Source organism: Pseudomonas tensinigenes (assembly GCF_014268445.2).
Taxonomy (GTDB): domain Bacteria; phylum Pseudomonadota; class Gammaproteobacteria; order Pseudomonadales; family Pseudomonadaceae; genus Aquipseudomonas; species Aquipseudomonas tensinigenes.
On sequence record NZ_CP077089.1, the window covers coordinates 2,508,076 to 2,520,558 of the forward strand.

Genomic DNA, 12,483 nt, shown 5'->3' on the forward strand with positions numbered 1-12,483 from the left:
ATGGCAACGATCAAGGATGTGGCAGCCCTCGCGGGAATTTCCTACACGACGGTGTCGCATGTGGTGAACAACACCCGGCCGGTCAGTCAGGAGGTGCGGTTGAAAGTCGAGGCGGCGATCAAGAGCCTCGACTATGTGCCGAGCGCGGTGGCGCGCTCGCTGAAGGCCAAGACCACTGCAACCATCGGCCTGCTGGTGCCGAACAGTCTCAACCCGTACTTCGCGGAACTGGCGCGGGGCATCGAGGATTACTGCGAGCGTAACGGCTACTGCGTGATCCTCTGTAACTCGGACGATAATCCCGACAAGCAGCGCAGCTATTTGCGCGTATTGCTGGAGAAACGCATCGACGGTCTGATCGTTGCTTCCGCAGGTGGTGACAGCGGTCTGGCGCAAGGGCTGGCTGGCGTAAAAACGCCGATGGTCATCGTCGACCGTGGTCTGGACGGTGTCGATGCCGATCTGGTGCGCATCGATCACGAATATGGCGCCTACCTCGCCACCCGGCACTTGCTGGAATTGGGTCACCGCGACATTGCCACTATTGGCGGTCCGGCCAGTACCAGCGTGGCGCAGATGCGTCTGGCCGGATATTGCCGTGCGCTGAAAGAGGCGGGCGTTGAGGTCCGCCAGGAGCGCATGCTGGAAAGTGATTTCACCAGTACCGGCGGCTACAACGCGGCGGCGACGCTGCTTGAAAGCAATCCGCCGAGCGCGATTTTTGCCGGTAACGACATGATCGGCATCGGCGTGCTGCGCGCTGCAGCGGAGCGCAATGTTCGCGTGCCGAGCGAGCTGTCGGTGATCGGCTTCGACGATATCCAGATGAGTCGTTACGTGTATCCGGCACTCACCACGGTAGGGCAATCGATCCTGCAACTGGGTGAGATGGCCGCCGAAGTGCTGTTGCGAAGGATTGCTACGCCGACTCTGGGCACTGATCAGCGGATCGTGACTCCGAGTATTGTCTTGCGCGAATCGACCGCACCGTTGTCCGGCGTGTTCACCGAATACCGCTGAAACCGAATTGACGAGTAATGATGTATGCCAGCAAATGTAGTGGTAATAGGCAGCCTGAACATGGATCTGGTGACCCGGGCGCCGCGGCTGCCGGTAGGCGGTGAAACGCTGATCGGTCATTCCTTTGCCACGGTTTCCGGTGGCAAGGGCGCCAATCAGGCGGTGGCCGCCGCGCGTTTGGGCGCACAGGTGGCGATGGTCGGCTGCGTTGGCAATGACGACTATGGCGTGCAATTGCGTGACGCCTTGTTGGCCGAGCAGATCGATTGTCAGGCAGTGAGCACAGTCAATGACTCCAGCGGCGTGGCGCTGATCGTGGTCGATGACAACAGTCAGAACGCCATTGTCATCGTCGCCGGCGCCAACGGCGCCATGACGCCCGCGGTGATCGACCGGTTTGACGCAGTGTTGCAAGCCGCCGACGTGATTATCTGCCAGCTCGAAATTCCGGATGCCACGGTGGGACATGCGCTCAAGCGTGCGCGTGCACTGGGCAAAATCGTCATCCTCAATCCGGCACCGGCCAGTCGTGCACTGCCGGCAGACTGGTTTGCCGCGATCGATTACCTGATCCCCAACGAGAGCGAAGCGACCGTGTTGAGCGGATTGCCGGTGGATTCTCTGGAAACCGCAGAGCGTGCTGCCAGCAAGCTGATCGCCATGGGGGCAGGCAAAGTCATCATTACCCTCGGTGCTCAAGGTTCGCTGTTCGCTAACGGCCAGAGCTTTGAGCATTTCCCGGCGCCGAAAGTGAAGGCTGTCGACACCACCGCCGCCGGAGACACCTTTGTCGGTGGCTTTGCGGCGGCGCTGGCCAATGGCAAATCCGAGGCCGAGGCGATTCGCTACGGGCAGATTGCCGCCGCGCTTTCGGTAACCCGCGCCGGTGCACAACCGTCCATTCCAATCCAATCCGACGTACAGGCCTTTAAACCCGCATGAAAAAAACTCCTCTGCTGAACGTCGCCTTGTCGCGGCTGATTGCATCTCTGGGCCATGGCGACATGGTGGTTATCGGTGATGCCGGGCTGCCGGTGCCGCCGGGGGTCGAGCTGATTGATCTGGCGCTGACCCATGGCGTCCCGGATTTCGTCAGCACCCTGAAGGTCGTGCTCAGCGAGATGCAGGTGGAAAGCCATGCGTTGGCCAAAGAAATCTTCGACAAGCAACCGACCGCACTGACTGCGCTGGACGCGTTGAATGAAGAGGGCGCTCTGGGGCGTCGCGATCTGCTCAGTCATGAGCAATTCAAGGTGCTCAGCCGACAGGCTCGGGCGATTGTTCGTACAGGCGAATGTCAGCCGTACTGCAACATCGTGCTGGTCGCTGGAGTCACCTTTTAACTTTTGATTCACAAGCACAAGGAATGCGCCATGCAACGCTATGCTCAGAAACTGCACCAACTGCTCCGGAGCCTGCTGCTTTTGTCCGTTATCTCTGCCACCGGCGCTCACGCGGCGGAAAAAATCGACCTGATCATTGACACTGACCCGGGTGCCGACGATGTGGTCGCCTTGCTGTTCGCACTGGCCTCGCCGGACGAACTGAACATTCGCGCGCTGACCACCGTGGCCGGCAACGTGCGCCTCGACAAGACCTCGCGTAATGCACGACTGGCTCGCGAGTGGGCAGGGCGCGAAGACGTACCGGTTTACGCCGGCGCGCCGAAGCCGCTGATGCGCACGCCGATCTATGCCGAGAACATCCATGGCAAGGAAGGCCTGTCGGGTGTCACCGTGCACGAACCGAAAAAGGGCCTGGCTGAAGGCAATGCGGTCAACTATCTGATCGATACCTTGAAAAAAGCCAAGCCGCACAGCATCACCATCGCCATGCTCGGTCCACAGACCAATCTGGCGCTGGCGCTGATCCAGGAGCCTGAAATTGTTCAGGGCATCAAGGAAGTGGTGATCATGGGCGGTGCGCACTTCAACGGTGGCAACATCACTCCGGTGGCCGAATTCAACCTGTTTGCTGACCCGCAAGCGGCTGAAGTCGTGCTGAAAAGCGGCGTGAAACTGACTTACCTGCCGCTGGACGTGACGCACAAGATCCTCACCAGTGACGCGCGCCTGAAACAGATCGCTGCGCTGAACAACAACGCCAGCAAGATAGTCGGCGATATCCTCAACGAGTACATCAAAGGCGACATGGAGCACTACGGTATTCCGGGTGGCCCGGTGCATGACGCTACCGTCGTGGCTTACTTGCTCAAGCCGGAGCTGTTCACCGGCCGTTCGGTGAATGTGGTTGTTGATAGCCGCGAAGGGCCGACTTTCGGCCAGACCATTGTTGATTGGTACGACGGCCTGAAGGCACCCAAGAACGCCTTCTGGGTTGAAAATGGCGATGCTCAGGGTTTCTTTGACTTGCTGACCGAGCGTCTGAAACGTCTGAAGTAAATCATTCGCCCGCAGGTGCCAGCCTGCGGGTTTTATCCCTTCTCTGCGTGTTTATGCGCGACCTGTTCGGTCGCGTAGCGCTCGAAAATCTGCTTGATGAATTGCTTGGCCGCATCAGTGCCCAGCTCCTTGACCAATAGATCGATACCAATCAGCGCAAGCTCCTCGGTGGTTCCCGGGCTGTAAGAGCTGTGTCCGTCTGCCCATTTGGCATTAATGGCGGCGTCGATGCTGATGGTGGTCATGGGAGCGCTCGAGTAGTCGGAAGATCTTGGGTTTGAGTTAACCATTTTGTCGGGCCTTTGGCACTGCGACTTAGGCATGAGCGGAGCGCTATGCGACACTTGGTATTTCAAGGCTTTCCAAGGACCGCTCTGTGCAGATCGATTTGAACACCCCTGACGGCCTCACGCTCGACGCTGTGCGCCAGTTGCTTGCTTCGGCCAGTGATGACGAACACACGCAGCTGCGCGTGACCAAGGGCGGTATCGCTTACATTTCTTCCGGCGTTACCGGTGGGCAGGATATCGATGGTTTGCTGTTTCGCCTGGAAACCTGGGCTAAAGGCTCGGGCTACGTGGGCAATGTCGCGGCCAGTGACGAGGTGTGGGTGATGCAGATTTTCAATGCGCTGAAGGACAACTGGCCGAATCCACCGTATGACTACATCGACGTCTACTGAGCGCCGTTAATATTCAGTCACGATTGATTGATGAAGTGACGCATGCCGCTCAGGCACACTCGGCGTTTTTCCAATCGTGGGGCAGGGTGATGGCCTTGGCTGTGAAACCAAAAGCCGGAATGGCGGTCGCACGATCTCAGCTTAACCATTTTGAAAACAAGGAGGCTTCATGCCTTTGAAGTTCGCGACACTGGGTGCACTTATGGCCGCTGCCATGTTGGCCGGTTGCAGCACGACCTCCAGCGAGTCGGCAAAGGATCCTGTGGCACCCGAAGCCGGTAGCCGCTGTGAAGCCACGGCGGCGGAATTCGCCATTGGCAAGAAAGCTTCGCCCGCATTGCTGGAGCAGGCGCGTGCCAAAGCCGGCGCGCAAAATGCCCGTTTCCTCAAGCCCGATGACATGATCACTCTGGAATACCGCTCTGATCGCCTGAATCTGAACACCGACAACAATCTGGTGATCACTCGCGTCAACTGCGGCTGATCACACAGCGCTTTTGTTGCAGGCATAAAAAACCCCGTCACATGGACGGGGTTTTTTTAGTGCGCCGAGAAATTACTCTGGGCGAACCTGTGCAGCTTGCATACCCTTTTGGCCTTTCTCAGCCACGAAAGAGACGGTCTGGCCTTCTTTCAGGCTTTTGAAACCGTCGGATTCGATAGCTTTGAAGTGTACGAACAGGTCGTCACCGCCACCTTGAGGAGTGATGAAGCCGAAGCCTTTTTCATCGTTGAACCACTTAACGGTGCCGGTTTGGCGATTAGACATGGTGTATCTCCAAGAAACATATATTTTTCAGTACTGTGCTGCTCAGGCCAACTGGGCACACCCGGGTATCATAGTCGAAATGTTCGCTTTGGTAGCCCCCCGGACGTGCTGTTTGCCAATCAGTCGTGTTTTCTTTACTGCCTGTTTCTGCTGAAAGCCCCGGTTTACAAGGCTTTGCGCGGAACGTAAAGACAATAAAAAAACCTGTAAAACCTGCATAAATCGTCCAAAAAGGCTCAAATTCAGCCCTTTTTAGCGGCGCTGAGCCAACTCGGAAGACTTTTTTGATCACTTTTTCGCCGGGGTATTTGCTTTGCATTTGGCGATTTGGCCCAGTGCTTTCTGCTGCAGCTCAGGGCTAGCCTTATTGTCCATCAGGGACTGAATGTCGGCTGCAGGATAAGACTTGATGGCATCAGCGCCACAAGCGCAGTGCGATTTGGCCGCGGCGGCACCGATTTGCGGAGTGGCCGCCTGGGTGCACTGCGCCATGTACTTCTCGCGCTCGCCCTTAGGCCAGTCGGCGTGGGCACTCAGCGGCAGCAACATAACGATAGGGGCGACGACGGCGGACAGGGTATTCAGACGCATGCGAGGATGCTCCTTGTGGGTCAATGTCTTGTTATCTGAGGGCTGAAGGGGCCATCAAGTTCAGCACTCTGGCATAAAAACAGACGATTTACCTTGTGATCAAACAGAGGCATAAGTGACCGCTCATCTGTGCTAGCATGCCGGGCTCAAGCGTTCTCAGGCTCCGGAAGACCTTCAGTCCCGGTAGCGGTCGACGTGCGAATATTTCGATTTGAATCCCAGTCACTCTGGTTCGGTTTTCCGGTTGGCCGCAAGGCTCCTGCCGCTGTAAGGCAGGCGTTCGTCATTGAATGGCCTGGATCGGATCTTGTACTGGCTCATCCCAACCCACGTGACCTTTGGTAGGGGTCACCACTAGGAGAGGAGGCGCCATGCCAACTATTACTCTTCCCGACGGCAGTCAACGTTCATTCGATCATCCGGTTTCCGTAGCCGAGGTCGCCGCATCCATTGGTGCCGGTCTGGCCAAAGCCACCTTGGCCGGCAAGGTCAATGGTCAACTGGTCGACGCCAGCGACATCATCAGCAGCGACGCGACCCTGCAAATCATCACGCCTAAGGACGAAGAGGGGCTGGAGATCATTCGCCACTCTTGCGCTCACCTGGTTGGCCACGCGGTCAAGCAGCTGTACCCGACTGCGAAAATGGTCATCGGGCCGGTCATCGACGAAGGCTTCTATTACGACATCGCCTTCGAGCGTCCTTTTACTCCGGACGACATGGCTGCTATCGAACAGCGCATGCAGCAGCTGATCGAGAAAGATTACGACGTCATCAAGAAAGTCACTCCGCGTGCTGAAGTGATCGAAGTGTTCAAGGCCCGTGGCGAAGACTACAAGTTGCGCCTGGTCGAGGACATGCCGAACGAACAGGCCATGGGTCTGTACTATCACGAAGAATACGTCGACATGTGCCGCGGTCCGCACGTGCCGAACACGCGTTTCCTGAAATCCTTCAAGCTGACCAAGCTGTCCGGTGCCTACTGGCGCGGCGACGCCAAGAACGAGCAATTGCAGCGCGTTTATGGCACCGCTTGGGCAGACAAGAAGCAGCTGGCGGCTTACATCCAGCGCATCGAAGAAGCTGAAAAGCGCGATCACCGCAAGATCGGCAAGCGTCTGGGCCTGTTCCACACCCAGGAAGAATCCCCGGGCATGGTGTTCTGGCACCCGAACGGCTGGACTCTGTACCAAGTGCTCGAGCAGTACATGCGCAAGATCCAGCGCGACAACGGCTACCTTGAGATCAAAACCCCTCAAGTCGTTGACCGCAGCCTGTGGGAGAAATCCGGGCACTGGGCCAACTACGCTGACAACATGTTCACCACGCAGTCGGAAAACCGCGACTACGCCATCAAGCCAATGAACTGCCCATGCCACGTGCAGGTGTTCAACCAGGGCCTGAAAAGCTACCGCGAGCTGCCGATGCGTCTGGCCGAGTTCGGTGCCTGCCACCGTAACGAGCCGTCGGGTGCGCTGCACGGCATCATGCGCGTACGTGCGTTCACTCAGGACGACGCCCACATCTTCTGCACCGAAGAGCAGATGCAGGCCGAATCCGCAGCGTTCATCAAGCTGACCATGGACGTTTATCGTGACTTCGGCTTCACCGATGTCGAGATGAAACTGTCCACTCGTCCGGAAAAACGCGTCGGTTCCGATGAACTGTGGGATCGCGCTGAAGCTGCATTGGCTGCAGCCCTTGATTCTGCGGGCCTGCCGTACGATCTGCAGCCGGGTGAGGGTGCGTTCTACGGTCCGAAGATCGAGTTCTCACTGAAAGACTGCCTTGGTCGGGTCTGGCAATGTGGTACTCTGCAGCTCGATTTTAACCTGCCTGTCCGTTTGGGCGCTGAATACGTCTCCGAAGACAACAGCCGCAAACACCCAGTGATGTTGCACCGTGCGATCCTCGGTTCCTTCGAGCGTTTCGTCGGGATTCTGATCGAGCACTACGAAGGTGCGTTCCCTGCGTGGCTTGCGCCGACCCAGGCGGTGATCATGAATATCACTGATAAACAGGCAGATTTTGTTGCAGAAGTTGAAAAAACTCTCAACGAAAGCGGATTTCGTGCCAAGTCCGACTTGAGAAATGAAAAGATCGGCTTTAAAATCCGCGAGCATACTTTGCTCAAGGTTCCCTATCTTTTGGTTATCGGAGATAAGGAAGTCGAGATGCAGACTGTCGCTGTGCGTACTCGTGAAGGTGCTGACCTGGGCTCGATGCCCGTCGCCCAGTTCGCTGAGTTTCTCGCGCAAGCGGTTTCCCGGCGTGGTCGCCCAGATTCGGAGTAATTATTATTAAGCGTGAAATGAGACAAGATAAACGAGCTGCACCGAAAGCCCCGATCAACGAGAATATCTCGGCACGCGAGGTTCGGTTAATTGGCGCTGATGGCGAGCAGATTGGCATCGTCTCGATTGATGAAGCGCTTCGTATTGCTGAAGAAGCAAAGCTTGATCTGGTAGAAATCTCCGCAGACGCAATCCCACCGGTTTGCCGGGTGATGGATTACGGCAAATCGATCTTCGAAAAGAAGAAACAGGTTGCTGCGGCGAAGAAGAACCAGAAGCAGATTCAGGTAAAAGAAATCAAGTTTCGTCCAGGGACGGAGGAAGGGGATTACCAGGTAAAACTGCGCAACCTGGTACGTTTCCTGAGTGATGGGGACAGGGCCAAGGTATCCTTGCGATTCCGCGGCCGTGAGATGGCCCACCAGGAGCTGGGGATGGAACTCCTCAAGCGGGTTGAAGCTGACCTGCTCGAGTACGGTTCGGTCGAACAGCATCCTAAGATGGAAGGACGCCAGCTGATCATGGTCATCGCCCCGAAAAAGAAGAAGTAATCAACAGGGCACGGCAGGCCTTCTGATTATGTTTATCAACTGAATGCGGAGTATCCGAACATGCCAAAAATGAAAACCAAAAGTGGTGCTGCTAAGCGGTTTCTGAAAACTGCTAACGGTATCAAGCACAAGCACGCTTTCAAGAGCCACATCCTGACTAAAATGTCGACCAAGCGTAAGCGTCAACTGCGCGGTAGCAGCTTGCTGCATCCGTCTGACGTGGCAAAAGTCGAGCGCATGCTGCGCCTTCGTTAATTTTAGTCAAGAATAGAGGAAGTAACTCATGGCTCGTGTAAAGCGTGGCGTCATTGCCCGTAAGCGTCACAAAAAAATTCTGAAACTTGCTAAAGGCTACTACGGCGCACGCTCCCGCGTATTCCGTGTTGCCAAGCAAGCGGTAATCAAGGCAGGCCAATACGCCTACCGTGACCGTCGTCAGAAAAAACGTCAGTTCCGCGCTCTGTGGATCGCTCGTATCAACGCTGGTGCTCGTGTTAACGGTCTGTCCTACAGCCGTTTCATCGCTGGCCTGAAAAAAGCGTCCATCGAGATCGACCGTAAGGTTCTGGCTGATCTGGCAGTGAACGAAAAAGCGGTGTTTGCTGCGATTGTCGAGAAAGCTAAAGCCACCTTGGCTTAAGTACCCCCGACAATCACCCGGCCTCACTTCCGTGGGGCTAGGTGGTAAACGTCTTAAATAGGGGAAGAGCCTTCAAGCTCTTCCCCTATTTTGTATCTGGAGTCTGTACATGGAAAACCTGGATGCGCTGGTCTCTCAAGCACTAGAGGCTGTGCAAAGCGCTGAAGATATCAATGCCCTGGAGCAAATCCGGGTTCAATACCTTGGCAAAAAGGGTGAATTGACTCAGGTGATGAAGACCCTGGGGAATTTGCCGGCAGAAGAGCGTCCGCAAGTCGGCGCGCTGATCAACGTTGCCAAGGAACGTGTCACAGGCGTACTCAATGCGCGCATGGCCCTGTTTGAAGAAGCCGAACTGGCTGCCAAACTGTCCGCCGAATCCATTGACGTGACGTTGCCGGGCCGTGGTCAGACCTCCGGTGGTCTGCATCCGGTGACCCGGACTCTGGAACGTGTAGAGCAGTTCTTCACCCGCATCGGCTACGGCATTGCCGAAGGCCCTGAGGTCGAAGACGACTATCACAACTTTGAAGCGCTCAACATCCCAGGCCATCACCCGGCCCGGTCGATGCATGACACCTTCTATTTCAACGCCAACATGCTGCTGCGCACCCATACCTCGCCGGTACAGGTCCGCACCATGGAATCGAAGCAACCGCCGATCCGCATCGTCTGCCCAGGCCGCGTGTATCGCAGCGACTCCGATATCACCCACTCGCCGATGTTCCATCAGGTCGAAGGCCTGCTGGTTGATCGCGACATCAATTTTGCCGACCTGAAAGGCACCATCGAAGAATTCCTGCGGGTGTTCTTCGAAAAAGAGCTGGCCGTACGTTTCCGTCCTTCGTACTTCCCGTTCACCGAGCCATCCGCTGAAGTCGATATGGAATGCGTGATGTGCAGCGGTAAAGGCTGCCGCGTCTGCAAGCAAACCGGCTGGCTGGAAGTGATGGGCTGCGGCATGGTTCACCCGAACGTGCTGCGCATGTCCGGCATCGATCCGGAAGAGTTCTCCGGTTTTGCTTTCGGCATGGGCGTCGAGCGTCTGGCCATGCTCCGTTACGGCGTGAACGACTTGCGTCTGTTCTTCGACAACGACTTGCGGTTCCTCGCGCAATTTCGCTAGTCGTAACGAATTCTTAGGAGAGCAGGATGAAATTCAGTGAACAATGGCTGCGTGGCTGGGTTAGCCCGCAGGTAAATCGCGACGAGCTGGTTGCTCGTCTGTCGATGGCCGGTCTTGAGGTCGATAGCGTGACCCCGGCCGCTGGTGTATTCAGCGGCGTGGTAGTGGGCGAGGTGCTGAGCACCGAGCAACACCCTGATGCCGACAAGTTGCGCGTGTGCCAGGTCAGCAATGGCGCGGAAACCTTCCAGGTCGTGTGCGGAGCGCCAAACGTGCGTCCGGGCCTGAAGATTCCGTTCGCCATGATCGGTGCTGAACTGCCGGGCGATTTCAAGATCAAGAAAGCCAAACTGCGCGGCGTTGAGTCCAACGGCATGCTCTGCTCGCATTCTGAGCTGCAGGTCGGTGAAGGCAATGACGGTCTGATGGAACTGCCGGCCGATGCGCCAGTGGGCGAAGATTTCCGTGTGTATCTGGATCTGGAAGACGCCAGCATCGAGGTCGACCTGACCCCGAACCGCGGCGACTGCCTGTCCTTGGCCGGTCTGGCCCGTGAAGTCGGCGCGCTGTACGACGCGCCGGTCACCCGTCCGGTGGTCATGACCATTCCTGCCGTGCACGATGAAGTGCGTTCGGTAGAAGTGCTGGCGCCAGCGGCATGCCCGCGCTATCTGGGCCGCGTTATCCGTAACGTTGATCTGTCCAAGCCGACGCCGCTGTGGATGGTTGAACGTCTGCGCCGCGCCGACGTGCGCAGCATCGACGCTGCCGTCGACATCACCAACTACGTGATGCTCGAACTGGGCCAGCCGCTGCACGCCTTCGATCTCGCCGAAATCAATGGCGGCATCCGTGTGCGCATGGCGGAAGAGGGCGAGAAGCTGGTACTGCTCGACGGTCAGGAAGTCAGCCTGCGTAGCGATACGCTGGTGATTGCCGACCACACCCGCGCGCTGGCGATTGCCGGTGTCATGGGTGGTGAGCACAGCGGTGTGTCCGCGACCACTCGCGACGTATTCCTGGAATCCGCATTCTTCGACCAGATCGCTGTCGCTGGCAAGGCTCGTTCCTACGGCCTGCACACCGACGCTTCGCACCGTTACGAGCGTGGCGTCGACTGGCAACTGGCCCGTGAAGCCATGGAGCGCGCCACTGGCCTGCTGCTGGAAATCACTGGCGGTGAAGCTGGCCCGATCATCGAGACCGTCAGCGAGCAGCACCTGCCGTCGATCGCACCGATCACCCTGCGTTCCCAGCGCATCACCCAGATGCTCGGTATGGAAATGGATTCCGCTCAGGTTGAGCGTTTGCTCGGCGGCCTGGGTCTCGGTATTTCCGCCGACGGTGAAGGCCAGTGGCGCGTAGAAGTGCCAAGCCATCGCTTCGACATCAGCCTGGAAGTCGATCTGATCGAAGAACTGGCCCGTCTGTACGGCTACAACCGTCTGCCGGTTCGTTACCCGCAAGCGCGTCTGGCGCCGCAAGCCAAAGCCGAAGCGCGTAGCGACTTGCCGGAGCTGCGCCGTCTGCTGGTGGCTCGCGGTTACCAGGAAGCGATCACTTACAGCTTCATCGATCCGCGTCAGTTCGAACTGTTCAACCCGGGCGTCGAGCCACTGTTGCTGGCCAATCCGATTTCCAACGACATGGCGGCAATGCGCTCTTCGTTGTGGCCGGGTCTGGTCAAAGCGCTGCAGCACAACCTCAACCGTCAGCAGGATCGCGTGCGTCTGTTCGAAAGCGGTCTGCGCTTCGTTGGTCAGCTGGAAGGCCTGAAGCAAGAGCCGATGCTGTCCGGTGTGGTCTGCGGTAGCCGTCTGCCGGAAGGCTGGGCGCAAGGTCGCGACACGGTCGATTTCTTCGACGTCAAAGCTGACGTGGAAGCGGTGCTGGGCTTTGCCGGTGCACTGGATTCGTTCACTTTCGCTCCGGGCAAACACCCGGCGCTGCACCCGGGTCAAACCGCGCGCATCGAGCGCGAAGGGCGTGAAGTCGGTTACATCGGCGCCATCCACCCGGAATTGTCGAAAGCGCTGGGTCTGGATCGTCCGGTCTTCGTTTTCGAGCTGGTTCTGGCTGAAGTGGCACTCGGTAAAATGCCGAAATTCCACGAGTTGTCGCGCTTTCCTGAAGTGCGTCGTGACCTTGCACTGATTGCGCACAAAGACGTCGCGTCCGCAGCCGTACTGGACGTAATCCGTGAAAATGCAGGCGAATGGCTCACAGATCTCAGGCTGTTTGACGTGTATCAGGGTAAAGGTATTGATCCTGATAGAAAAAGCCTTGCAGTTGGCTTGACCTGGCAGCATCCATCGCGCACTCTTAATGACGATGAGGTGAATTCGACGACGCAAAATATCCTCACCTCGCTCGAACAAAGGTTGAACGCCACGTTAAGGAAGTGACGT

Annotated in this window: 16 protein-coding genes; 12 read left to right on the forward strand and 4 right to left on the reverse strand. The window is 57.3% G+C overall.

Annotation, left to right across the window (positions count from 1 at the left end; all coding sequences use genetic code 11):
• The 4 genes from HU718_RS10960 to HU718_RS10975 are packed head-to-tail and all read left to right on the forward strand — an operon-like array spanning nt 1 to nt 3,422.
• Complete coding sequence (locus HU718_RS10960; RefSeq protein WP_095123151.1) at nt 1-1,020, forward strand: LacI family DNA-binding transcriptional regulator; 1,020 nt, start codon at nt 1-3, stop codon at nt 1,018-1,020.
• Nucleotides 1,021-1,044: 24 nt separating this feature from the next.
• Nucleotides 1,045-1,962, forward strand: coding sequence for a ribokinase (gene rbsK, locus HU718_RS10965; protein ID WP_186613574.1), 918 nt, complete (start codon nt 1,045-1,047; stop codon nt 1,960-1,962).
• The gene (gene rbsD, locus HU718_RS10970) at nt 1,959-2,363 is read left to right on the forward strand and encodes a D-ribose pyranase (RefSeq protein WP_038364638.1); all 405 of its coding nucleotides are present in this window, start codon (nt 1,959-1,961) and stop codon (nt 2,361-2,363) included. The genes rbsK and rbsD overlap by 4 nt, the downstream gene beginning before the upstream one ends.
• Nucleotides 2,364-2,393: 30 nt before the next feature.
• Entirely contained in the window at nt 2,394-3,422 is a 1,029-nt protein-coding gene (locus HU718_RS10975; protein ID WP_038364641.1) for a nucleoside hydrolase, read from the forward strand.
• Between the two features lie 32 nt (nt 3,423-3,454).
• Here HU718_RS10975 and HU718_RS10980 read toward each other — a convergent pair whose 3' ends face one another.
• A complete protein-coding gene (locus tag HU718_RS10980) occupies nt 3,455-3,667 on the reverse strand; it encodes a hypothetical protein (protein ID WP_150705696.1) in 213 nt (70 codons plus the stop codon).
• 131 nt (nt 3,668-3,798) lie between these two features.
• Here HU718_RS10980 and HU718_RS10985 point away from each other — a divergent pair, with 131 nt between their 5' ends.
• Nucleotides 3,799-4,104 carry a hypothetical protein gene (locus HU718_RS10985; protein ID WP_007913485.1) on the forward strand — a complete coding sequence of 102 codons (306 nt, stop codon included), beginning with the start codon at nt 3,799-3,801 and terminating at the stop codon, nt 4,102-4,104.
• Between the two features lie 169 nt (nt 4,105-4,273).
• Nucleotides 4,274-4,588 (forward strand): I78 family peptidase inhibitor, encoded by a 315-nt coding sequence (locus tag HU718_RS10990; RefSeq protein WP_016984945.1) that lies wholly within the window; start codon nt 4,274-4,276, stop codon nt 4,586-4,588.
• 72 nt (nt 4,589-4,660) lie between these two features.
• Here the strand turns inward: HU718_RS10990 and HU718_RS10995 are convergent, their stop codons facing one another.
• Genes HU718_RS10995 through HU718_RS11005 form a run of 3 tightly spaced genes read right to left on the reverse strand, consistent with a single transcriptional unit; the run spans nt 4,661 to nt 5,464 of the window.
• Nucleotides 4,661-4,873 carry a cold-shock protein gene (locus tag HU718_RS10995; RefSeq protein WP_003179963.1) on the reverse strand — a complete coding sequence of 71 codons (213 nt, stop codon included), beginning with the start codon at nt 4,871-4,873 and terminating at the stop codon, nt 4,661-4,663.
• A complete protein-coding gene (locus HU718_RS11000) occupies nt 4,866-5,165 on the reverse strand; it encodes a hypothetical protein (RefSeq protein WP_141234599.1) in 300 nt (99 codons plus the stop codon). Before HU718_RS11000 ends, HU718_RS10995 begins: the two co-directional genes overlap by 8 nt.
• Nucleotides 5,162-5,464 (reverse strand): hypothetical protein, encoded by a 303-nt coding sequence (locus HU718_RS11005; protein WP_186613570.1) that lies wholly within the window; start codon nt 5,462-5,464, stop codon nt 5,162-5,164. The genes HU718_RS11000 and HU718_RS11005 overlap by 4 nt, the downstream gene beginning before the upstream one ends.
• Before the next feature lie 371 nt (nt 5,465-5,835).
• Between HU718_RS11005 and thrS the strand changes: the two genes are divergently transcribed.
• From thrS to pheT, 6 genes are all read left to right on the forward strand, one after another.
• Nucleotides 5,836-7,758 (forward strand): threonine--tRNA ligase, encoded by a 1,923-nt coding sequence (gene thrS, locus HU718_RS11010; protein ID WP_007913488.1) that lies wholly within the window; start codon nt 5,836-5,838, stop codon nt 7,756-7,758.
• Complete coding sequence (gene infC / locus HU718_RS11015; RefSeq protein ID WP_171057393.1) at nt 7,758-8,309, forward strand: translation initiation factor IF-3; 552 nt, start codon at nt 7,758-7,760, stop codon at nt 8,307-8,309. The genes thrS and infC overlap by 1 nt, the downstream gene beginning before the upstream one ends.
• 60 nt (nt 8,310-8,369) lie before the next feature.
• Nucleotides 8,370-8,564 (forward strand): 50S ribosomal protein L35, encoded by a 195-nt coding sequence (gene rpmI / locus HU718_RS11020; RefSeq protein ID WP_002553160.1) that lies wholly within the window; start codon nt 8,370-8,372, stop codon nt 8,562-8,564.
• A 28-nt stretch (nt 8,565-8,592) separates the two neighbouring features.
• Nucleotides 8,593-8,949 carry a 50S ribosomal protein L20 gene (gene rplT, locus HU718_RS11025; protein ID WP_007913489.1) on the forward strand — a complete coding sequence of 119 codons (357 nt, stop codon included), beginning with the start codon at nt 8,593-8,595 and terminating at the stop codon, nt 8,947-8,949.
• A gap of 109 nt (nt 8,950-9,058) precedes the next feature.
• Nucleotides 9,059-10,075, forward strand: coding sequence for a phenylalanine--tRNA ligase subunit alpha (gene pheS, locus HU718_RS11030; RefSeq protein WP_003226365.1), 1,017 nt, complete (start codon nt 9,059-9,061; stop codon nt 10,073-10,075).
• A 26-nt stretch (nt 10,076-10,101) separates the two neighbouring features.
• Nucleotides 10,102-12,480, forward strand: coding sequence for a phenylalanine--tRNA ligase subunit beta (pheT, locus tag HU718_RS11035; RefSeq protein WP_186613568.1), 2,379 nt, complete (start codon nt 10,102-10,104; stop codon nt 12,478-12,480).
• The last annotated feature ends 3 nt before the right edge of the window (nt 12,481-12,483 follow it).